Origin of the sequence: Amycolatopsis albispora, from assembly GCF_003312875.1 — a bacterium.
Taxonomy (GTDB): domain Bacteria; phylum Actinomycetota; class Actinomycetes; order Mycobacteriales; family Pseudonocardiaceae; genus Amycolatopsis; species Amycolatopsis albispora.
The window spans coordinates 7,403,338-7,425,932 of record NZ_CP015163.1 but is presented as its reverse complement, the minus strand read 5'-3'; the positions used below and the strand labels follow the sequence as shown (position 1 = coordinate 7,425,932).

General features: G+C 69.9%; 18 protein-coding genes. 10 read left to right on the top strand and 8 right to left on the bottom strand.

The window, feature by feature from the left end; genetic code table 11:
* The first annotated feature begins 183 nt into the window (after positions 1–183).
* A complete protein-coding gene (locus tag A4R43_RS35250; protein WP_113696035.1) occupies positions 184–1,281 on the top strand; it encodes a coiled-coil domain-containing protein in 1,098 nt (365 codons plus the stop codon).
* Between the two features lie 86 nt (positions 1,282–1,367).
* On the opposite strand, the gene A4R43_RS35245 is transcribed toward A4R43_RS35250, so the two are convergent.
* From A4R43_RS35245 to A4R43_RS35220, 6 genes are all read right to left on the bottom strand, one after another.
* Complete coding sequence (locus tag A4R43_RS35245) at positions 1,368–2,645, bottom strand: thymidine phosphorylase (protein WP_113698093.1); 1,278 nt, start codon at positions 2,643–2,645, stop codon at positions 1,368–1,370.
* Positions 2,646–2,650: 5 nt separating this feature from the next.
* The gene (locus A4R43_RS35240; protein ID WP_113696034.1) at positions 2,651–3,049 is read right to left on the bottom strand and encodes a cytidine deaminase; all 399 of its coding nucleotides are present in this window, start codon (positions 3,047–3,049) and stop codon (positions 2,651–2,653) included.
* Positions 3,042–4,283, bottom strand: a complete 1,242-nt coding sequence (locus A4R43_RS35235; protein ID WP_113696033.1) for an ABC transporter permease — start codon at positions 4,281–4,283, stop codon at positions 3,042–3,044. Before A4R43_RS35235 ends, A4R43_RS35240 begins: the two co-directional genes overlap by 8 nt.
* A 35-nt stretch (positions 4,284–4,318) precedes the next feature.
* Positions 4,319–5,428, bottom strand: coding sequence for an ABC transporter permease (locus A4R43_RS35230; protein WP_113696032.1), 1,110 nt, complete (start codon positions 5,426–5,428; stop codon positions 4,319–4,321).
* A complete protein-coding gene (locus A4R43_RS35225; protein WP_113696031.1) occupies positions 5,425–6,987 on the bottom strand; it encodes an ABC transporter ATP-binding protein in 1,563 nt (520 codons plus the stop codon). The genes A4R43_RS35230 and A4R43_RS35225 overlap by 4 nt, the downstream gene beginning before the upstream one ends.
* A 93-nt stretch (positions 6,988–7,080) precedes the next feature.
* Positions 7,081–8,196, bottom strand: a complete 1,116-nt coding sequence (locus A4R43_RS35220) for a BMP family lipoprotein (protein WP_418190864.1) — start codon at positions 8,194–8,196, stop codon at positions 7,081–7,083.
* A 479-nt stretch (positions 8,197–8,675) separates the two neighbouring features.
* On the opposite strand from A4R43_RS35220, the gene sdhC reads away from it, so the two are divergent.
* From sdhC to A4R43_RS35200, 4 genes are read left to right on the top strand one after another with little or no spacing between them, the layout of a single operon-like run.
* Entirely contained in the window at positions 8,676–9,122 is a 447-nt protein-coding gene (sdhC, locus tag A4R43_RS35215; RefSeq protein WP_113696029.1) for a succinate dehydrogenase, cytochrome b556 subunit, read from the top strand.
* A complete protein-coding gene (locus tag A4R43_RS35210) occupies positions 9,122–9,538 on the top strand; it encodes a succinate dehydrogenase hydrophobic membrane anchor subunit (RefSeq protein ID WP_113696028.1) in 417 nt (138 codons plus the stop codon). Before sdhC ends, A4R43_RS35210 begins: the two co-directional genes overlap by 1 nt.
* Positions 9,539–9,571: 33 nt before the next feature.
* Positions 9,572–11,359, top strand: coding sequence for a succinate dehydrogenase flavoprotein subunit (gene sdhA / locus A4R43_RS35205; protein WP_113696027.1), 1,788 nt, complete (start codon positions 9,572–9,574; stop codon positions 11,357–11,359).
* Positions 11,359–12,135, top strand: coding sequence for a succinate dehydrogenase iron-sulfur subunit (locus A4R43_RS35200; protein ID WP_113696026.1), 777 nt, complete (start codon positions 11,359–11,361; stop codon positions 12,133–12,135). Before sdhA ends, A4R43_RS35200 begins: the two co-directional genes overlap by 1 nt.
* Before the next feature lie 89 nt (positions 12,136–12,224).
* Here A4R43_RS35200 and A4R43_RS35195 read toward each other — a convergent pair whose 3' ends face one another.
* On the bottom strand, positions 12,225–13,232 hold the full coding sequence (locus tag A4R43_RS35195; RefSeq protein WP_205215132.1) for a glycoside hydrolase family protein: 1,008 nt from the start codon (positions 13,230–13,232) through the stop codon (positions 12,225–12,227).
* A 175-nt stretch (positions 13,233–13,407) separates the two neighbouring features.
* Between A4R43_RS35195 and A4R43_RS35190 the strand changes: the two genes are divergently transcribed.
* From A4R43_RS35190 to A4R43_RS35170, 5 genes are all read left to right on the top strand, one after another.
* Complete coding sequence (locus A4R43_RS35190; protein WP_236808474.1) at positions 13,408–14,433, top strand: LacI family DNA-binding transcriptional regulator; 1,026 nt, start codon at positions 13,408–13,410, stop codon at positions 14,431–14,433.
* A 12-nt stretch (positions 14,434–14,445) separates the two neighbouring features.
* Entirely contained in the window at positions 14,446–16,047 is a 1,602-nt protein-coding gene (locus A4R43_RS35185) for an FAD-dependent oxidoreductase (protein ID WP_113696024.1), read from the top strand.
* An 11-nt stretch (positions 16,048–16,058) separates the two neighbouring features.
* The gene (locus A4R43_RS35180) at positions 16,059–18,200 is read left to right on the top strand and encodes a hydantoinase/oxoprolinase family protein (protein WP_113696023.1); all 2,142 of its coding nucleotides are present in this window, start codon (positions 16,059–16,061) and stop codon (positions 18,198–18,200) included.
* A complete protein-coding gene (locus A4R43_RS35175; RefSeq protein WP_113696022.1) occupies positions 18,197–18,742 on the top strand; it encodes a hypothetical protein in 546 nt (181 codons plus the stop codon). The genes A4R43_RS35180 and A4R43_RS35175 overlap by 4 nt, the downstream gene beginning before the upstream one ends.
* A gap of 106 nt (positions 18,743–18,848) precedes the next feature.
* Positions 18,849–20,135 carry a transporter gene (locus tag A4R43_RS35170; RefSeq protein ID WP_113696021.1) on the top strand — a complete coding sequence of 429 codons (1,287 nt, stop codon included), beginning with the start codon at positions 18,849–18,851 and terminating at the stop codon, positions 20,133–20,135.
* Here A4R43_RS35170 and A4R43_RS35165 read toward each other — a convergent pair.
* Positions 20,132–22,423 carry a PQQ-dependent sugar dehydrogenase gene (locus A4R43_RS35165; protein ID WP_236808473.1) on the bottom strand — a complete coding sequence of 764 codons (2,292 nt, stop codon included), beginning with the start codon at positions 22,421–22,423 and terminating at the stop codon, positions 20,132–20,134. The two genes, A4R43_RS35170 and A4R43_RS35165, sit on opposite strands and share 4 nt — an antisense overlap.
* Positions 22,424–22,595 lie beyond the last annotated feature (172 nt).

The window sequence follows — 22,595 nt, the reverse complement described above, 5'->3', positions numbered from 1 at the left end:
ACGGCGGTCACCTACGTGGCCGTAACTCTGAGTCTCGACTTTACCCTGAGCTTTGTCGATCATGGATCGTAATCGTCCAACGAGTTGAGCACGACATTTACATTTTGCGGGCCGGATACTGTGAGCAATTGGGCGATCGCTAAGCTCGGCCCCAGTCCCTTTTCCCCGACGGAGGACACCGCAGTGACCACAGACAACCACCTTGGGGCCCCGTCCTTCGACCGGATGCGCAACATGCTGGTGCGCGCCGCCGAGGTCCGGGAGAGCGAGCAGCAGCAGATCTTCGACGCTCTCGACGACATCTACGCCCGTCTGGCCCCGGTGGACTCACTGGGCGCGGTGCGCAAGCGGCTCTCGGAGCTGCCCGACCGCACCGAGGTCAGCGTGCTGGCCGAGCGGCTGGACGAGGCGATGTCCCGGCTGGAAGCGCAGGACAACGCGCTCGCCGAGATCGCCCGCGCGGTGGACGGCCTGGTGGACAAGCTGGCCAAGCCGTTCGCGCAGCTGGACGGCAGGCTCGACGGCGTCGGCGCCCGGTTCGAAGGGGTGGCCGGCCGGATGGACGGCCTGGAGGACAAGCTCCAGAACATCCACCGCCGCATCGACGAGCTGAACGGCCACCTGGACAAGCAGGACAGCAAGCTCGACTCGATCCCGCAGTCGGTGCACGGCCCGGTGCGCGAGCGCATCGAGAGCACCGAGGCCACGCTGCGCGAGCGGATCGAGTCCGGCGACAGCGACCTGCGCGCCCGCATCGACGACCTGGACAACGCCACCAAGGAGCGCATCGGCCAGAACACCGAGGCGCTCAAGTCCGCGCTGACCGAGACCGGCGAGATGATCGACGCCTCGGACCGGCTCGACAAGCTGGGCAACCGGCTCGAGCAGGTCACCAGCCGCCTCGACGACCTGGCCGGTCGCCTGGACAAGGTGGAGGACGGCTTCGCCGCGCAGCTCGGCGACCTGGACGGCTCGATCAAGAGCGGGCTGTCGAAGGTCGAGGGCACGCTGAACGCCCGCCCCGACACCGAGTCGGTGACCTCGCTGGTGCGCAAGAGCAACGAGGAGTCCGAGCGGCGCATCGGCGGCCAGCTGGACGAGGCGATGGCCACCTTCGCCGAGTTGATGCTCGGTGGCGGGCCCGCTTCGCCGCAGCCGGTGGTCGCGGTGACCCCGCCCGCCCCGCGGCAGCCGCGGCGCGCGCGCAACGGCCGCGCCCCGAAGGCCGCCGACGCCAAGGCGAAGTCCTCCGGTGAGGGCGAAGACAGCTCCGACAACTGAGCTGACTCGTCTGACCGCGCTGACACAGAGGTGGGGCGGCACCCTTCGGGGAGCCGCCCCACTGTCACGTTCGGGGCAGGTTGTCGTCAGCGCAGGACGTCGAGCACGACCGGTGCCGGGGACGGCGCCGTGTCGCTGATCGTGTAGGCGCCGTCCAGGGTGCGCAGGGCCGCGGGCACGGCTTCCGGCGTGTCGGTGTGCAGCTCGAGCAGCGGCTCCCCGGCGGAGACCCGGTCGCCCGGCTTCGCGTGGCACAGGATCCCGGCGGCGTACTGCACCGGGTCCTCCTTGCGCGCGCGTCCCGCGCCGAGCCGCCAAGCCGCCACCCCGACCGCGTAGGCGTCCAGTGTGGACAGCACCCCGTCCTGCCCGGCTTCCACGATGTGGACGTGCTTCGGCTCGGGCAGCGCGGCTTCCGGGTCGCCGTCCTGGGCGCGGATCATCCGGCACCAGGTCTCGTACGCCTCCCCCGAAGCCAGCACGGCGGCCGGGTCCACCTCGGCAAGCCCGGCCAGGGCCAGCATCTCGCGGGCCAGCGCCACGGTCAGCTCGACCACATCCGCCGGCCCGCCGCCACGCAGCACCTCGACCGCTTCGGCCACCTCCACCGCGTTGCCGACCGCGCGGCCCAGCGGGGTGCCCATCTCGGTGATCAGCGCGGTGGTCGCCACCCCGTGCGCCTTGCCGATGGCGACCAGCGCCTCGGCCAGTTCCGCGGCCTGCGCGCGGGTTTTCATGAACGCGCCGGAGCCGGTCTTCACGTCCAGCACCAGCCCGGCCGAACCCTCGGCGATCTTCTTGCTCATGATCGAGCTGGCGATCAGCGGGATGGACTCGACGGTGGCCGTCACGTCCCGTAGCGCGTAGAGCTTGCGGTCCGCCGGGGCCAGCGTCGGCGTGGCCGCGCAGACCACCGCGCCGACCTCGTCCAGCTGCCGCGTGATCTCCTCGGTGGACAGCGCCGCCCGCCAGCCCGGGATGGCCTCCAGCTTGTCGAGCGTGCCGCCGGTGTGGCCGAGCCCGCGCCCGGACAGCTGCGGCACGGCCGCACCGCAGGCCGCCACCAGCGGCGCCAGCGGCAGGGTGATCTTGTCGCCGACCCCGCCGGTGGAGTGCTTGTCCACGGTCGGCCGGGACACCCGCAGCGACAGCCGCTCCCCCGAGTCGATCATCGCGCCGGTCCAGCGCGCGATCTCGCCGGAATCCATGCCGCGCAGGAAGATCGCCATGGCGAGCGCGGACATCTGCTCCTCGGCGACCACGCCGCGGGTGTACGCGCCGACCACCCAGTCGATCTGCTCGTCGCTCAGCCGGTGACCGTCCCTTTTGGACCGGATCACGTCGACCGCGGCGAACGGTTCCACGGCGCTCATGCGGGCAGGTGCTCCGGGCCGAAGGCGTCGGGCAGCACCGCCGACATCGGCAGGATGCCGCTCGGCGTGTCCACCAGGCAGTCCGGGCCGCCGTGTTCGTAGAGCAGCTGACGGCAGCGTCCGCAGGGCATCAGCAGCTCGCCGTCACCGCTGCGGCAGGCGACCGCGACCAGGCGGCCACCGCCGGACAGCCGCAGCTGCCCGGCCATCGTGCACTCCGCGCACAGGCCCAGCCCGTACGAGGCGTTCTCCACGTTGCAGCCGGTGATCTCGCGACCATCGTCCACAATGGCCGCCACGCCGACCAGAAGTCCCGAGTACGGCGCGTAGGCGAGCTGCGCGGCGCGAACCGCGCTGGCCCGCAACGCGTCCCAATCGAAAGAAGACTCAGTCACCTTCGCCTCGCCGGTACTTCGCGCCGATCTTCTTCGGTGGCCGCAGACGCTGCGAGGCCACCGCCAGCACGATGATCGTGACGAAGTGCGCCGAGTACGGGATCAGATCGCTCGGCAGTTCGTCGTTGGACCAGTAGATGTAGTAGAGGACCAGCGCCCCGGCCAGGCCCAGCGCGGCCGCCACCCACTTGCGGCGGAACAGCTGGATCACCACGATCACACCGAGCAGGATCACCGCGCCGTACAGCAGCGCCAGCACCGCCGACCCGCCACCGGAGAGCTGGAGGCCGTCGGCGTACCCGAACAGCGCCGCGCCACCGAGCAGGCCGCCCGGCCGCCAGTTGCCGAAGATCATCGCGGCCAGGCCGATGAAGCCGCGGCCGTTGGTCTGGTTCTCCAGGTAGTCCGCGCCACCGGGCAGCAGCACCAGCGAGGCGCCACCCAGGCCGGCCAGCCCGCCGGACACCGCGAGCGCCACGTACTTGTGCAAGTAGACGTTGACGCCGAGGGACTCCGCGGCCACCGGGTTCTCCCCGCACGAGCGCAGGCGCAGGCCGAACCGGGTCTTCCAGAGGATCCAGTAGCTCACCGGGATCAGCAGCAGCGCCAGCATCGCCAGCGGCGAGACACCGGTGATCAGGCCGCGCACGATGCCGGCCACGTCGGAGATGCCGACGCGCTGCGCGTCCTCCAGCTCACCGAGCCAGTCGGAGAGGAAGGTGGCCGAGTAGGTGTCGAACTTCTCCACCGGCGGCGACTGCTTCGGGTTGCCCGAAAGCGGCTGGAACACCAGGCTCGCCAGGTACTTCGCCACACCGAGGCCGAGCAGGTTCAGCGCCACACCGGAGACGATGTGGTTGACGTTGAAGGTGACCGTGGCGATCGCGTGCAGCAGCCCGCCGAGCGCGCCGAGCACCACCGCGGCCACCAGGCCCGCCCACGGACCGCCGTAGTAGGCGCCCCAGGCCGCACCCCAGGTACCGAGGATCATCATGCCCTCGAGGCCGATGTTGATCACGCCGGAGCGTTCGGCCCACAGCCCGCCGAGCCCGGCCAGCAGGATCGGCAGCGCCAGGCGCAACGCGGTCTGCGAGGTGTTCGACGAGGTCAGGTCCGGCACGCCGGTCAGGTACGAGGTGGTGGACAGCACCACCAGCGCGGCCGCGGCCCAGAGCAGCGCCCTGGCCCAGCCGGGCAGGCGCCGCTTCGGCTTGCCGGTCCCCGGCACCGTCATCGGCGCGGGAGCCGGGTTCACATCCGTTGGCACGCTCACACCGCACCCCCTTCGCTGACGTCGGCGGGCTTGCCGCGCTTGCGGCCGTTGCCCGCCAGCGCCCTGCCGACCCGTCGCTGCTCGGCGGCCAGGTCGGCGCGCCGCACGATTTCGTAGGCGACCACAACGGACAGCACGATCGTGCCCTGCATGATGGTGGCGATCTCCTTCGGCACCTGGATCTGCTCGAGCGACACCGCCGACTTGTCCAGGAAGGCCCACAGCACCGCGCCGAGCGCGATCCCGGCCGGGTGGTTGCGGCCGAGCAGCGCCACCGCGATCCCGGTGAAGCCGTAGCCCTGCGCGGCGGTGATGGCGTAGACGTGGTCGCGGCCGAGCAGTTCCGGCAGGGCGACCAGCCCGGCGACGCCACCGGAGAGCAGCATCGCGATCAGCGTCATCTTCTTGGCGTTCACGCCACCGGCGGCGGCCGCCGTGGTCGACTCGCCGCTCGCCTTCAGTTCGAAGCCGAAGCGGGTGCGGTTGAGCATGAACCAGTACGCGCCGCCGACCGCGATGGCGATCAGCACGAAGCCGAACAGCTCACCGAGGCGGCCGAGCGGGATGCCGGGGATCAGGCCGGAGGGGTCGATCGGCTCGGTGTGCACGTTGTTGCCGCGCTGCACGCCGAACTGCTCGGGATTGACCAGGAAGGCGATGATGCCGATGACGATCGAGTTCAGCATGATCGTCGAGATGACCTCGCTGACCCCGCGGGTCACCTTCAGCACCGCCGGGATGGCCGCGTAGAGCATGCCCGCCAGCACCGCGACCACGATGATCGCGAGCGCGTGGATGACCGGCGGCAGGTGCAGCGCGCCACCGGCGATCGCGGCGATCACCGCGGCGAACCGGTACTGGCCCTCCACGCCGATGTTGAACAGGTTCATCTGGAAGCCGATCGCCACCGCGAGCCCGGCCAGGTAGTACGGCGTGGCCAGGTTCAGCGTGTCGATCGCGGTGGTGCCCTTGAACAGCTGGGCGATCATGGTGCCGAAGGCCTGCAGCGGGTCGGCCCCGGAGATCAGCAGCGCCACCGTGCAGATCAGCACGGCGAACACGATCGCCAGCAGTGGCGGCAGCAGCTTGGTGCGCCACGAACTCATGCGACTTCACCTTCTTCAGCGGCGCCGGTCATCGCCGAGCCGAGTTCCTGCGGCGTCACGGTGGCCGGATCGGCCTCGCTGACCAGGCGCCCGCGCAGCATCACGCGGATCGTGTCGGACAGCCCGATCAGCTCGTCCAGGTCCGCGGAGATGAGCAGCACGGCCAGCCCGTTCGCGCGGGCGACGCGGATCTGCTCCCAGATCAGCGCCTGCGCGCCGACGTCCACCCCGCGCGTCGGGTGCGAGGCGATCAGCAGCACCGGGTTGCCGGACAGTTCCCGGCCCACCACCAGTTTCTGCTGGTTGCCGCCGGACAGCGCGGCCGCCGGCACGTCGATGCCCGGCGTGCGCACGTCGTATTCGGCGACGATCCGCTCGGTGTCCTCGCGCGCGCCCGCGATGTCCAGCAGCTGCCCCCTGGCCACCGGTTCCCTGGTCTGGTAGCCGAGGATCCGGTTGGCCCACAACGGTTGCGTCAGCAGCAGGCTGTGCCGGGTGCGGTCCTCGGCGATGTAGCCGATGCCGGCCTCGCGGCGGGCCAGCGTGCCCAGGCGGGTCAGGTTGCGGGCCTTGCCATCGGCGTCGACCAGCTCGACCGTGCCGCCGGTGGCCTTGCGCATGCCCATGATCGTCTCGACCAGCTCGGTCTGCCCGTTGCCCTCGACCCCGGCCACGCCGAGCACCTCACCGGCGCGCACGGTGAACGAGATGTCGTCCAGCACCGCGCGGTCCGAGCCGTCGACCGCCAGGCGCAGCCCCGAGACCCGGAGCACGTCACGACTGGTCACAGTGGACTCGCGGGTCTGGGGGCTGGGCAGCTCGCTGCCGACCATCATCTCGGCCAGCTCCCGCGAGCTGATCTTCTTCGGATCGGCGGAGCCGACCGTGGTGCCGCGGCGGATCACCGTCACCGAATCGGCGATCGCGCGCACCTCGTCGAGCTTGTGCGAGATGAAGATGAAGGTGAAACCCTGGCGCTGCATGTCGCGCACGGTCTCGAACAGCGCGTCGACCTCCTGCGGCACCAGCACCGCGGTCGGCTCGTCCAGGATGACGATCTTCGCGCCGCGGTAGAGCACCTTGACGATCTCGACCCGCTGGCGGTCGGCCACACCGAGGTCCTCGAGCAGGGTGTCCGGATCGGCGCGCAGGCCGGTGCGCTCGGCCAGCTCGGCCAGCCGGGCCCTGGCCGCGCGGCCGATGCCGTGCAGCGACTCGGCGCCGAGCAGCACGTTCTCGCGCACGGTCAGGTTGTCGGCCAGCATGAAGTGCTGGTGCACCATGCCGATCCCGGCGCGGATGGCGTCCTGCGGGTTGCGCAGCTCGACCTGGGTGCCGTTGACGGTGATGGTGCCCTCGTCCGGCCGCTGCATGCCGTAGAGGATCTTCATCAGGGTGGACTTGCCGGCGCCGTTCTCCCCGCAGACCGCGTGGACCTCACCCTCGTACACGGTCAGGTTGACGTCGGAGTTGGCGACCACCCCGGGAAAGCGCTTGGTGATCCCGGCCAGTTCGACCACCGGCCTGCGTGACCCGGGCTCGGGCTGCGGCTGTGTCATGACTACGAGTGACTCCCGGAAACAACGCGGGGGGCCCGCCGGACGGGTTCGCCGCCGGAGGGCCCCACGCGTGTGTGTGTGTTGAACTCTGACTTACTTCTGCGGCTTGTCGGACACCGTGATGGCACCCGAGACGATCTGCGCCTTGTAGCCGTCCAGCACGTCCTTGATGTCGTCGATCTTGCCACCGGAGGTGGCGTAGCCGACGCCGTCGACCTTGAGGTCGAACCGCTTGGGCAGGGTCGAGGTGTCACCCTTGGCCACGGCCTTGATGAAGTCGAACACCGCGACGTCGACGCGCTTGATCATCGAGGTGATGATCACGTCCTTGGCGTTCTCCACCGTCTTCTGGTTGTACTGGTCGGAGTCGACGCCGATGGCCAGCGCCTTGCCCGACGACTTCGCGGCCTCGAACACGCCCTTCCCGGAGGCGCCGGCGGCGTGGTAGATCACGTCCGCGCCCTTGTTGATCTGGGCGGCGGCCTTGATGTTGCCCTTGCCGGGGTCGTTGAAGCCGGAGATGTCACCGGCCGGGGTCAGGTACTCGTCCTCGATCTTGGCTTTGGACGAGGCCGCCTTCACGCCCTGCAGGAAGCCCGCCTCGAACTTCTGGATCAGCGGGGTGTCCACCCCGCCGACGAAGCCGACGTGGCAGTTCTTGCTCTTGTAGACCGCGGCGACGCCGGCCAGGAACGAGCCCTGCTCCTCGGCGAAGACCAGCGGGGTGACGTTCGGCGCCTGCACCGAGTCGTCGTCGACGATGGCGAACTTGGTGTCCGGGAACTTCGGCGCCACCGCCTTGATCGAGTCGGCGTAGGCGAAGCCGACCGCGATGATCGGGTTGTAGCCCTCGCTGGCCATCTGGTTGAGGCGCTGCTGCTTCGAGTCCTCGGACTCGGTGCCGGTGGCGGTGCTCTCGCTGATCGCGGGCACACCCAGCTCGGCCTTGGCCCGGTCGGCACCGGCGGCGGCCGCGTCGTTGAACGAGGCGTCCCCGCGCCCGCCCACGTCGTAGGCCAGGCCGACCTTCAGCTTGGAGGCGTCGACCTTCTCGCTGTCCTGGGGCTGGCTCTGCGCGGCCGGGGCCGCGGCGGGCGGCTTGGGCGCGGTGACGCAACCCTGCGCGCCCTGGTCACCCGGTGCAGCGGCGTCGCTGCCGGTGTTGCCGGAATCCTTCGCACAACCGGCCAGCGCCAGCACACCGGCCATGGCGACGGCGGCCAGTGTGCGATTGCGTGTACCGCGCACGGTGCTTCTCCCTCCCCGCTGCTCTTTCACAACGGTGCCCGAGAACAACCCGGCCCCACTGCCGGGTTCGACGGGGCGAACCGTACCCGTCCGCCATGACCGGGACACATCGAAGGCACGCTACGTAACCCAAATGTTTGTTCGTGGTTCGCCCGAGCGATGAACCGTGCACTCGTTGTCACCGGAAAGTGTGGTTCCACAAGCCACCTTGTGGATCTCCACAGGCGGCCCGGACGGCCTCGCGGCCGCTGCCGGGCATAACGCTCATCACATACGGCAACCCGAGGGTGAGCCCCGTGTCAAGGGCAGGTCTAGCATCCTCTGCATCCACGCCCGATGACCTTGACCGAAGCGCCTTCACCGCAGAAGTCGCAGGTGAGCACGCCGAAGCCACGGTCACCGGGGTCAAGTCCATCAGTGACGTTGGAGGCCGTTCACCGATGTCCACCACTGCTGGCGCCGCGAGCGAAGCGGCGCGAAGCGATCGGGCGGGTGCCTCGCGCCGGAACGGGACGTTCTACCGCGGTGACCCAGGCATGTGGTCCTGGGTGCTGCACCGGATCACCGGCGTGCTCACGTTCTTCTTCCTCTTTGTCCACGTGCTCGACACCGCGCTCGTCCGCGTCTCCCCGAACGCCTACGACGAGGTCATCGAGACCTACAAGACCCCGATCGTGAACCTGATCGAGGTGGGCCTGGTCGGCGCCGTGCTGTTCCACGCGCTCAACGGCCTGCGGGTGATCCTGGTCGACTTCTGGTCGAAGGGCCCGCGCTACCAGAAGCAGATGCTCTGGAGCCTGGTCGGGCTGTGGGTGCTGGTGATGGTCCCCGGCACCTACTTCATGCTGGAGCGGACCGTCAGCACGATGTTCGGAGGCGGTCACTGATGAGCGCAGCGCTCCCCCTCGACAAGCCGCGCAGCCCGCGGCGCCCGGCTGCCCGGCGCAGCAACTTCGAGCTGTACAGCTGGCTGTTCATGCGCGTCTCCGGCGTGGCGCTGGTGGTGCTGGTGCTCGGCCACCTGTTCATCATGAACATCCTCGACGGCGGCGTGCACCGGATCAACTGGGGCTTCGTGGCCGGCCGCTGGGCCTCGCCGTTCTGGCAGTTCTGGGACCTGTCCATGCTGTGGCTGGCCCAGCTGCACGGCGGCAACGGCGTGCGCACGATCATCGACGACTACGCGCGCAAGGACAGCACGCGCTTCTGGCTGAAGATCGTGCTCTACGTCTCGATGGTGCTGATCCTCGCGGTGGGCACCATGGTGATCTTCACCTTCGACCCGGACATGCCGGCCAGCTAGCCCACCACACACGTTCTTCAGGAGAAGCGGCAAATGCAGTTCCACAAGTACGACGTGGTGATCGTCGGGGCAGGCGGCGCCGGCATGCGCGCCGCCATCGAAGCAGGCCAGCGCACCCGCACCGCGGTGCTGACCAAGCTGTACCCGACGCGGTCGCACACCGGTGCCGCGCAGGGCGGCATGTGCGCGGCGCTCGCCAACGTCGAAGAGGACAACTGGGAGTGGCACACCTTCGACACGGTCAAGGGTGGTGACTACCTCACCGACCAGGACGCCGCCGAGATCATGGCCAAGGAGGCCATCGACGCGGTGCTGGACCTGGAGAAGATGGGGCTGCCGTTCAACCGGACGCCCGAGGGCAAGATCGACCAGCGCCGGTTCGGCGGGCACACCCGCGACCACGGCAAGGCCGCGGTGCGCCGCGCCTGCTACGCCGCGGACCGCACCGGGCACATGATCCTGCAGACGCTGTACCAGAACTGCGTCAAGCACGGCATCGAGTTCTTCAACGAGTTCTACGTGCTCGACATCGCGATGACGGACACCCCGGACGGGCCGAAGGCCTCGGGCGCCATCGCCTACGAGCTGGCCACCGGCGAGATCCACGTCTTCCAGGCCAAGTCCATCGTGTTCGCCACCGGCGGCTTCGGCAAGGTCTTCAAGACCACGTCGAACGCGCACACGCTGACCGGTGACGGCATGGGCATCTACTTCCGCAAGGGCCTGCCGCTGGAGGACATCGAGTTCTACCAGTTCCACCCGACCGGCCTGGCCGGGCTGGGCATCCTGCTCACCGAGGGTGCCCGCGGCGAGGGCGCGATCCTGCGCAACGAGTCCGGCGAGCGGTTCATGGAGCGGTACGCGCCGACGATCAAGGACCTGGCGCCGCGGGACATCGTCGCGCGGTCGATGGTGCTCGAGGTGCTCGAAGGCCGCGGGGCCGGGCCGAACAAGGACTACGTGCTGCTGGACTGCACGCACCTCGGGGCCGAGGTGCTGGAGACCAAGCTGCCGGACATCACCGAGTTCGCCCGCACCTACCTGGGCGTGGACCCGGTCGAGGAGCCGGTGCCGGTGTACCCGACCGCGCACTACGCGATGGGTGGCATCCCGACCAACGTGCACGGTGAGGCGCTGCGGGACAACAACAACGTCATCCCCGGCCTGTACGCCGCGGGTGAGGTCGCCTGCGTGTCGGTGCACGGCGCGAACCGCCTCGGCACCAACTCGCTGCTGGACATCAACGTGTTCGGGCGCCGCGCCGGCATCGCCGCCGCGGAGTACGCCGTCGGCCACGACTTCGTCGAGCTGCCGGAGAACCCGGCGCGCATGGTCGAGGGCATGGTCGAGCACCTGCGCACCGCGCACGGTGGTGAGCGGGTCGCCGACATCCGGACCGAGCTGCAGCAGACGATGGACTCGAACGCGGCGGTGTACCGCACCGAGGACACGCTGAAGCAGGCGCTGAACGACGTGCAGGCGCTCAAGGAGCGCTACGGCCGGATCGCGGTGCAGGACAAGGGCAAGCGGTTCAACACCGACCTGCTCGAGGCGATCGAGCTGGGCTTCCTGCTCGACCTCGCCGAGGCGCTGGTGGTGGCCGCGCTGGCGCGCAAGGAGTCCCGCGGCGGGCACGCGCGCGAGGACTACCCGAACCGCGACGACGTGAACTTCATGCGGCACTCGATGTCGTACAAGCAGATGCCGGAGGAAGAGGACCCGGACGCCCCGCTCGGGCTGACCGGTTTCCTCGCGGACATCCGGCTGGACTACAAGCCGGTGACCTTCACCCGGTACGAGCCGATGGAGCGGAAGTACTGATGACCGCGGTAGCCGAACAGGCGCACGACACCTCGCAGATCCCCGCCCCGGAGGGTTCGGTCACCGTCACGGTGAAGATCCTGCGCTTCAACCCGGAGCAGGACACCGAGCCGCACTGGGAGTCCTACGACGTCCCGGCGCTGCCCACCGACCGCGTGCTGAACCTGCTGATGAGCATCAAGAACTACGTGGACGGCACGCTGTCGTTCCGCCGGTCCTGTGCGCACGGCATCTGCGGTTCGGACGCCATGCAGATCAACGGGATCAACCGGCTGGCCTGCAAGGTGCTGGTGAAGGACCTGCTGGCGAAGAAGGGCAAGCCGACCACCATCACGATCGCGCCGATCAAGGGCCTGAAGACGGAGAAGGACCTCTACGTCGACATGGAGCCCTTCTTCGAGGCGTTCCGCGCGGTGAAGCCGTACCTCATCGCCTACGGCAACGAGCCGACGCGCGAGCGGGTGCAGTCCATCGCGGACCGGGAGCGCTTCGACGACACCACGAAGTGCATCCTGTGCGCGTGCTGCACGTCTTCGTGCCCGGTGTACTGGAGCGACGGCTCCTACTTCGGCCCGGCGGCGATCGTGAACGCCCACCGGTTCATCTTCGACTCCCGTGACGAAGGCGCCGAAGAACGCCTCGACATCCTGAACGACGCCGAAGGCGTGTGGCGGTGCCGCACCACCTTCAACTGCACGGACGCCTGCCCGCGCGGCATCCAGGTGACCAAGGCGATCCAGGAAGTCAAACGCGCCCTCCTGTTCAAGCGAGTCTGACGCTCGCTTCCGCCGATGTCACGAATGTGGCTTTGGAGACAAATAACGTCTCGAAAGCCACATTCGTGACAGGCCCCGGTTCTCTCCGCTCACACCGCTCGTGCGATGGCGATCGATCCGTCCAACCGGGTCCCCGCCTCGTAGATCATGTATTCCACGCCCCCGTCCGTGCCGAACGAAGGCGCAGCGGACCGCCCGTTGTCCGGCGGTCCGGCCATCGGCGCGTGGAACACGCCCAGGTGCACGCGTTTCCCGAAGTCGTTGCCCACCTCCGTGATGCGCATGCTGCCGCCCGCCTCGATGTTCGTGTGGTACACGACGTAGGTCGTGCCGTGGCGCTTGATCAGGTGCGGAGCGCCGATGTTCTGCGCGCCGACCTCCTCCGGCCGGATCAGCGGCGTCTGCGAAAAGGTCCAGTTCCGCGCATCCGCCGACCAGCCCCAGCCGATCGACCGCCGGTTCGCCGTCGTGTTGAGCATGAAGACCATCACGTACCTGGCGCCCTTCGACGGCAGGTCGTGCCGGAACACCCGGGCGTACGAAGTCTCCGTCGCCCCCGCGGGCATCAGCCGCGTCGAGAGCACTTCCTTGTCGTAGGTGAAGTTGATGCCGTCCTTCGACCGCGCCAGCCGGGTCACCGTGTTTTCGCCGTGGAAGTACATGAACAGTTCCTTCGAGTCCTCGTTCCACATCGCGTGCGGTGAGGAAACGTGGCTGACGTCGTACTCACCCGGCCAGGTCCGCGAAATGATCGGGTTAGCTGGGTATTCCGTGTACGGCCCGCCCAGCGAATTCGAATACGCCAGGCAGATCCCGCCCGGCGCGTCGTGCGGGGCGTAGTACAGGTAGAAGCGCCCCCGCGCGTTCGGGATCCGGCCCGCGGTGCCGCGCACGCACGGGAAGATCAGCTCGCCGGTCGGGTTGTACTTGAGCGCGTTCTTGTCGAACGCCGTGCGCAGGTACTCGTACGTCGGGAAGCCCGGCGGCGCGGCGGCCGCGGACGCGGGCAGCGCGGAGGCCGCCACCAGCCCCAGCCCGGTCCCGGCAGCGAGCTTCAGTGCGTTCCGGCGGGTCCAGCGTTCAGCCGATTCAGTCATCTGGGAGCGCTCCTTCGTCATCGGAGGATGGCGGCGAGTGTGTGCAGGCCAAACGCCCCCGTCAAGGTGCTAATACGTATTAGTCCGGCCTGACCACCAAACCGGACAGAATGGTTGACTTCGCGCCCGCCACCGCTCAGCCTTCAGCTAATCCGCATTAGCAAGGAGGCCGTCGATGACCACCCGCCGAGCCATGCCCCGCCAGGCGGACATCGCCCGTGCGGCCGGGGTCTCGCAGGCGACCGTCTCGGTGGTGCTCAGCGGCAACCGCGCCCGCGTCCGGATGGCCGAGGCCACCCGCCTGCGCGTGCTCGAAGCCGCGGAGAAGCTCGGTTACGTGCCGGACCCGGTCGCCACGCGGCTGGCGTCCTCGCGCAACCACATGCTCGGCCTGTACACCTTCAAAACCACCTTCCCGACCGACGTCGCCGACTCCTACTACCCGATCCTGGTCGGCGTCGAGGAGGAAGCCGCCGCGCTCGGGCAGGACCTGATCCTGTTCACCGGCCGCGGTGGCGCCGACCGGCGGGCCCACGACGCCACGGCCATCCGGCGGACCCGCGTCGCCGACGGCTGCCTCTTCTTCGGCAGGCACGTGCCGGACGAGGCGATCGGCGGCCTGCTCGAATCCGGCTTCCCGCTTGTCTACATAGGACGCCGGGCCGAGCTGGATGGCCGGATCCCGTTTGTCGGCGCGGACTACGTGTCGGCCACCCGCCAGGTGGTCGAGCGACTGGTCCACAACGGACACCGGAACATCCGGTACCTCCGCGAGCAGGACGACGCCCCGTCGTCCACCGATCGCGAGCGCGGCTTCCGCCAGGCCACCGCCGGGCTGCCCGCGAGCGTGCACCGCCTCGACGGCGACGGCATCGATCTCGACGCCTGGCGGCGCGAGGGCGTGACCGCCGTGGTGGTCGAGGAAACCGACACCTGGACCGCGTACAACGCGCTCACCCTCGCGCTCGAATCCAGGAACCTCACCTGCCCGGACGACCTTTCGCTGGCCGTGCTCGGCAGACCGCCGGTGGAATCCGCCGCGGTCACCGGCTTCGCCGTGCCACGCCGCGAAATGGGCAGGCAGGCCGTGCGCCTGCTGGTCCGCCTGATCACCCGCGAAATCGGCCAGGACTCCCCGGCCGCCCAGCAACTCCTGCCCTGTGCACCGGTCGGCGGCACCACCGTCGGCCCAGTCCGCTGAAGGAAGCTCCGCATGAACGAACTGTCCACCGAAATCCTCGTCGCCGGTGGTGGCCTCGGCGGGGTCGCCGCCGCGCTGGCCGCCGCCCGTGCCGGGCACCGCGTGGTGCTCACCGAGGAGACCACGTGGATCGGCGGCCAGCTGACCGCGCAGGCCGTGCCGCCGGACGAGAACCCGTGGATCGAGCGCTTCGGCTCCACGGCCACCTACCGGCAGCTGCGCGAAGGCATTCGCGACTACTACCGCCGCCACTACCCGCTGCGTGCCGAAGCCCGCGGCCTCACCGAGCTGAACCCCGGCGCGGGCCGCGTGAGCAAGCTGTGCCACGAACCGCGGGTCGCGCTGGCCGTGCTGGAAGCCATGCTGGCACCGCAGATCAGCGCCGGGCGGATCACGGTGCTGACCGAGCACCGCCCGGTGGCCGCGGAAACCTCCGGCGACCAGATCGAATCGGTGCGGTTCAGCGACGCCGAGGGCAACCTGCTCGACGTCCACGCCGAATACGTGCTCGACGCCACCGAAAACGGCGATCTGCTGCCGCTGGCCGGGGTCGAGTTCGCGGTCGGCGCCGAAGCCCAGTCCGAGTACGACGAACCGAACGCGCCCGAGCAGGCCGATCCCGGCAATCTCCAGGGCATCACCTACTGCTTCGCCATGTCCCACCACAGTGGACAGAACCACGTGATCGACCGCCCGGAGATGTACGACTTCTGGCGCTCGTACCAGCCGGACTTCTGGCCCGGCCCGCTGCTCGGCTTCCTCGCGCCGGACCCGCGCACACTGGAACCGGTGCCGCGCACCTTCGTGCCCAACCCGGACACCGACCCGCTCGCGATCAGCGCCGACCAGAGCGCCGACGCCGGCGACAAGGAGCTGTGGGGCTTCCGCCGCATCCTGGCCAGGGGCATGCACACGCCCGGCTCGTTCGACTCGGACATCACGCTGGTCAACTGGCCGCTCAACGACTACTGGCTGCGTCCCGCGCTGGAGATCGACGGCATCGCCGACGCGGACACGGTCGCCAAGGCGCACTACGAGGCGAAGCAGTTGTCGCTGTCCGTCCTGTACTGGCTGCAGACCGAGGTCGGCTTCCCCGGGCTGAAGCTGCGGCACGACGTCACCGGCACCGCCGACGGGCTGGCCAAAGCCGCCTACGTCCGCGAATCCCGGCGCATCAAGGCGGTCACCACGGTGACCGAGCACCACGTCTCGCTCGACCTGCTCGGCCCGCGCGGCCGCGCGCACCACCCCGATTCGGTCGGCATCGGGAGCTACCGGATCGACCTGCACCCGTCCACCTCCGGGGACAACTACGTGGACGTGGCGAGCGTGCCGTTCGAGATCCCGCTCGGCGCACTGCTGCCGCGGCGGGTGGAGAACCTGTTGCCCGCGGCCAAGAACCTGGGCACCACGCACATCACCAACGGCTGCTACCGGCTGCACCCGGTGGAGTGGAACGTCGGCGAGGTGGCCGGGCACCTGGCCGGGTTCGCCCTGCGCCGCGGGGTGCCGCCCCGCAAGGTGCAGGCCGACGAGTCGCTGTTCGGCGAGTTCGCCCGGCTGCTCGACCAGGCCGGGGTGGAACGCCACTGGCCGGAAGTCCGCGGTTACTGAAGGGACTGGAGATGACTGCAACGACGCAGGCCGTCCGGATCGGGATCGACGTCGGCGGCACCTTCACCGACGCGGTGGCCGTGGACGCGCGGACCTTCACCCTGCTCGGGCAGGTCAAGGTCCCCACCAGCCACGACCACGCCGACGGGGTGGCGCACGGCATCCTCACCGCGCTGCGGGAACTGCACGAGCGGACTGGGATCGATCCCGGCGCGGTGTCGTTCCTGGCGCACGGCACCACGCAGGCGACGAACGCGCTGCTCGAAGGCGATGTGGCCACCGTCGGCATCGCCGGGATCGGGCACGGCTTCGACGGCTGGGCCACCGGGCGGCTGCGGTCGCTGCGCAAGCTGGAACTCGCACCCGGCCGCCCGCTGCCGATCCGGTACGCGGCGGTGAAGGACGCGGAGCACGCGCAGGCGGTCAAGGAAGCCGTCGCGAAGCTGCATTCCGATGGCGCGGAAGTGATCGTGGCGGTGGAACCGTTCAGTGTGGACGATCCGTCCGGGGAACGCGCGGTGGTCGGCGAGGCGCGTTCGCAGCACCTCCCGGCGACCGCGACGCACGAGATCACCGGCCTCTATGGACTGTCCAAACGCGCCAGGACGGCGGTGCTCAACGCCGGGATCATGCCGCGCATGATCGAAACCGCCGACCTGGTGGACCGCAGCGTCGCCGCCGCGGGCATCACCGCGCCGCTGATGGTGATGCGTGGTGACGGCGGCGTGATGTCGCTGGAGGAAATGCGGAAGCGCCCGTTGCTCACCGCGCTTTCCGGCCCGGCGGCCGGGGTGGCCGGTGCGTTGATGGGCGAACGGCTCAGCGAGGGCATCTTCCTGGAAACCGGCGGTACGTCCACCGACATCAGCGTGGTGCGCCGGGGCAAGGTGCAGGTCCGGCACGCGAAACTGGGCGGGCGCGAGACCTACCTGCCCGCGCTCGACGTGCGCACGGTCGGCATCGGTGGTGGCTCGCTGATCCGCGTCTCCGGCCAGTCGGTCACCGCGGTCGGGCCGCGAAGCGCGCACATCGCGGGACTGCCGTACGCCTGCTTCGCCGACGCGCTCGACGGCGCGAAGCTGATCACCGTTTCGCCCAAGGAAGGCGATCCCGCCGACTACGCCGCACTGGAAACCGCGGACGGCAAGCGGTATGCGATCACGTTGACCTGCGCCGCCAACGCGCTCGGTGTGGTGCCGGACGGCAGCTACGCGCACGCCGATCCGGCCACCGCCAAGGCGGCACTCGCCCCGCTCGCCGCGGCGCTCGGGCTGGACGTCGAGCGGGCCGCGACGGCCGTGCTGGAGCAGGCCACCAAGCCGGTCAAGGCAGTCGTCGACGAACTGGTCGAAGCGTACCGGCTCGACGCGGTCACCCTGGTCGGTGGCGGTGGTGGCGCGGCGGCGGTCACCCCGTTCCTCGGTCGTTCGTCCACTATGGACTGGCGGATCGCGGCGCACAGCGAGGTGATCAGCCCGCTCGGCGCGGCGCTGGCGATGGTGCGGGAGTCGGTCGAGCGGATCGTGCCGAACCCGTCGCACGGTGACGTGCTGGCCACCCGCGCGGAAGCCGAACGGGCCGTGGTCGCGCAGGGCGCCGATCCCGCCGGGGTGGACGTCGACGTGACGGTCGATCCGCAGCGGAACCTGATCCGCGCGGTGGCCACCGGCGCGACCGAGCTGCGTACCAAGGACCGCGCCGAGAAGCTGGACGAAGCCAAGGTGCGGCAGGAGGTCGCCCGGTCGATCAGCGTCGAACCCGAAGCGGTGCGGGAACTCGCGGCCACGCCGCACCACCGGGTCTGGGGCGCGAAGACCCGCAAAACCGGTTTCCTGGGCAGGTTCTCGCGGCCCGCCGAGCAGATCCGGGTGGTGGACGGCGAAGGCGTGATCCGGCTGCACCTGTCCGGCGCGCACCTCGCCGAGACCACGGCCGGTGAGGCCAACGCGCGGCTGACCGACCTGGTCACCGAGCACACGTCCGTCGGCGACGGCGGTTCCCGGGCGCCGGCGGTGTACCTGCTGGCCGGGCCGAAGATCGCGGACCTGTCCGGGGTGCTCGACCGGGAGCAGCTGCTCGCGCTGATCGGCGCCGAACTCGGCACCCGGCAACCGGACGAGCCGCTGGTCGCGTTGCTGGAGGACCGGCGATGAACGCACTCGACCTCGGCACGCGGTTCCTCGCCGCGACGCCGACCCATGAACACCGCACGCCCGAGCAACTGCGGGCGTGGGCGCGGATCGCCTTCGAGTACGGCGACGAACTGGCCGCCGAGCACCCGGAACTGCCGCAGCTGGACATCCGCGAGAAGACCGGCGGCAAGCGGCCCGGCGAGATTCTGCTCGCCGAGTACCACCACCGCGACCACCGCGTGACGCTCTACCGCGACAGCCTGGACTTCGCGCGCCAGGTCAGCGCGAAACGCGGCCACCCGATCCCGGCCGACCGCCTGCGCCGCGCGGCGATCGCCCACGAGGTCGGGCACCACCTGCTGCACGGCGTGCGCACCCGCGAACTGAACCGGCGCCTCGGCCACCGCGTGCTGCGGCTGCGCGCCCACGTCGCGGGCGCGGACGAGTTGGTCGTGCACCGCTACGCCCAGCACCTCAGCGGCATCGACCCCTTGCTGCTCAACAACTTCCTGGTCTCTGCCATGGACGCGCCCAGCGCGAGGTCGCGCCGGTCGCTGGACTGAGGCGCGCCAATGCCGGTACGGCGAGGCGCGCCTCAGTCCAGCGACCGGCTCAAAAGCGACCTCGCACGCCGTGCCGGAGGCACGGCCGAAGAAACGGAGCTTGATCATGGGTATCGCGATTGTTGGCGTGATGGCCATCGGGGTCGCCTTGATGCTGACCCGCAAGATCCCGACCGCGTTCGCGCTCGGGCTGCTCGCCGTGGTGATCGCCGCGTTGTCCGGGGCGAGCCTGATGGGCAAGGAGAACAGCATCACCGGCTCGGTGCTGCAGACCGGGTCCGCGATGCTCGCCGCGACGATGATCGCGGTGCTGCTCGGCTCGTGGCTGGGCACGCTGATGGAGGACACCGGGATCGCCGCGACCCTGGTGCGCAAGATCGTCGAATTCGGCGGGGAACGACCCGCCGTGGTCGCGCTCGGCGTGTACGCGGTGGCGATCCTGTGCGGCAGCATCACCGGCTCGGCCCCGGCCGCGATGCTCGCCGGGGTGGTCGGCATCCCGGCCATGATCGCGGTCGGGGTGGCCCCGGTGGTGGCCGGCGGCACCGTCCTCATGGGACTGGCCACCGGGCTGCCGCTGGAGCTGATCGGCTGGCAGTTCCTCTCCGACGCGGTGGACCTGCCGATCGAGCAGGTGCGCGAGTTCCAGCTCAAGGTGTTCCCGATCGCGCTGGTGGTCGGCGTGGCGTACGTGCTGATCGAGACCCGGCGCACCGGCGCCCGGCACGCGTGGGCGGTGCGCGCCCCGCGCCGGTCGCGGGCGGCCGCGCGGGAACGGCGTGGCGACGCACCCTGGTACGCGCTGCTCACGCCGCTCCTGCCGATCGTGCTCGCGCTCGGCCTCGAAGTGCCGATCGTGCCGTCGTTGCTGGTGGGGCTGGTCTACGGGCTGCTCACCACCACGCGGCCCGGCAAGCTCGGCGAGCGCGCGCTGCGGTCGCTGTACCGGGCCTTCGACGTGGCGGCCCCGCCGATCGTGTTGTTCATCGCCATCGGGATGCTGCTGTCCGCGGTGAAGCTGCCGGGCGCGGTGAGCGCGCTGCAGCCGCTGATCTCCGCGGTGAGCCCGTCGGGCGCGGTGTGGTTCGTGCTGGTCTTCGCCGTGCTGGTGCCGCTGTGCCTGTACCGCGGGCCGCTCAACGTGTACGGCCTCGGCGCCGGGGTCGCCGGGGTCCTCGTCTCCGGCGGGATCTACCCGGCGCCCGCGGTGCTCGGCCTGATGTCGTCCTACGGCCAGGTGCTCTGCGTGTCCGACCCGACCAGCACCCAGACGGTCTGGAGCGCCCAGTACGCCGGGGTGCGGCCGGAGAAGGTCATGCAGTCCACGCTGCCGTACACCTGGGTGATGGCCGTCGGCGGACTGGTGCTGACGGCCGTCCTGTTCCTGGCCTAGCAGGGGTTCAGGAACCAGCAGAGCCGGAAGTTCGCCCGATAGGTGGCCGGGTTCATCGGCGCGACCACGTTGTGTGCCCTGGCCCCGCCGTCCGACCACGAGGTCCAGGCGTACTTCAGGTTCAGCGGCGGCAGGTGCTGGGGGCTGTTCGCGCTCACCGAGTTGGTCGAGCCCGCGATCACCGTGCGGGTGAACGGGGTGCGCTGCTCGACTCCGCCGACGGTGAGCAGCGCCTGGCTGGGCTGCGAGGTGAAGCTCAGCGCGACGGTCCTCGGTTGCAGTTCCACCGTCAGCGACGCGGTCCGGCCCGAGGAGTCCGTCGCGGTGAGCGTCAGCTCCAGGTGCGACGGGTACTCGTGGTCGGGCGCGACGAACGAGCCGCCGGCGACACCGTGGAAGTCCTGCACGTTGTGCGTGTGGCAGGTGCCGTTGGGCGCGCAGTGCCGGATCGCCAGGCGCCACGACAGCGCCGACGGCGGCAGCTCACCGTCCTGCGCGTCGGCGGCCCGGCCGGAGAACGGCACGGTCTGCCCGACGTGCCAGTTCAGCGGGGGCGTCGGCGTGTCGATCACCGGCACCGGGTCCTCACCGGGCGGATTGCCGACGGTCACCGCCACCGTGGTGGTCGCCGTGGCGCCGCTCGGATCGCTGACCCGCAGGCCGATGGTGAGCGCCGCCGCGGTGGTGTAGGTGCGCGTCGGGTTGACCGCCGTCGAGTCGTCGTACTGGCCGTCGGCGTCGAGGTCCCAGGCGTAGGTGAGCGCGTCGCCGTCGGGGTCGCTCGAACCGGCGGCGCTGAACTGCACCGCGAGGGGCGCGGGTCCGCTGGACGGGGTCGCGGTGGCCACCGCGACCGGCGGGCGGTTGCCGCTGCTGTAGCTCACCCGGCGCAGCTCACCACCGCCGAGCGCGACGTAGAAGAGGTCACCGCCCGGTCCGGTCAGCACCTGAACCGGCACGTTGGCGCCGGTGACGAACGGGACGAGCCGGTTCGGGCTGGGCTGCCCGGCTTCGGTTTGCATGGCCCAGATGCAACCGCGTGAGGAATCGGCGAAGAACAACGCACCGGAATAGGCCGGTGGATAATTGCTGCCCGATTCGAAGGCGATTCCGCTGATCGAAGAACCACCGGTCGGACAAGGATCGTCCGGCACCACTTTCGCGGTGTGGTGGTAGGCGTAGTAGGGCACGGTCTGGCCGCCGGCGGAATAGAGCGATTCGCAGCGGGTGAGGTTCGCGCCGTCGTAACCCGCCTGGCGATCGGCGCCTTCGTAGCACGGCCAGCCGAAGTTCTCCGCGACCGAGTCGCCGGCGTTGGTGATCCGGTTGATCTCCTCCCAGGCGTTCCAGCCGACGTCACCGGACCAGATTTCGCCGGTGCCGGGCCGGAAACCGAAGCGGAACTGGTTGCGCATGCCGTAGGCGATGATGCGGCGGGCGTTGGCGTCGGCGCTGCCCGCGAACGGGTTGCCCGGCATGCCTTCGCCGGTGTCCGGGTTGATGCGCAGGATCGCGCCGTTGAGCACCACCGGCTGCCCGGCCGGGCGCCGCACCGACTGCGAGCGCAGCGCGCCGCCCTCGGCATCAGGTGGCGTGAGGTTCGTGCCCGCGGGCGAAGGCGGGTCGCCGCAAAGGTTCTTGACCTGGCCGTAGTCGGTGAAGTTGAAGCTGGCGCCGTCGCCGCCGCCCGCGTACAGCGCGCCGTCCGGGCCGAAGGCGAGTGAACCGATGGAGTGGCTCGGATATTGCTGGCACCAATCGGTGACCAACGGTTTCTCGCTGACCGCGGTGCCCGCCGCGCCCATGGTCAACTGGGACACGCGGCCGGTGACGACGCAGCCGTCGTCGGTGGCACCGGGCGGAGTGGGGCAGGTGTCACCCCAGCGCGGCGGGGTGCCGCCGGGCATCGCGTCGTAGGTGTAGGAAACGTAGACATACGGCCGGGACGGGAACGCCGGATCAACGGCGAGGCCGAGCAGGCCGCGGTCCCAGAAGTCCTGGGTCTGCGTGCGGAGATCGGCGAACACGGTGGCGGTCGGGTCGGCGAGCGAGTCGAAAACCTTGAGCAGCCCGCTCTTCTCGGCGACGAACACCCGCCCGTCGGGCGCGAACGCCGCCGCCGTCGGCGAGGAGAGCCCGCCGATCGCGACGGTGTCGGTGAACCCCGTGGGCACCACCGCATGGGCGGCTGGCACCACCGGTGCGACCACCGCGGCAAGTGGTACGACCACCGCGAAGGCCAGCGCTCTTCGCAACGCGCGCAGGACGGCATGACGGCGTAACCCCATGATCCGAACTCCTCGACTCCGACGGCAGGGAGAGAGAATCGCGACTCCTGCCCGTATGGCGGGAAAAGCGCGCAATTTGTTACAGGGCCATTCGAGGGATTCTCCGCAGCAGCAAGGAAATTTACATCCGGTGCACCGGAGGGGAACCCGAATGGCCCAGCGACGACGAGTG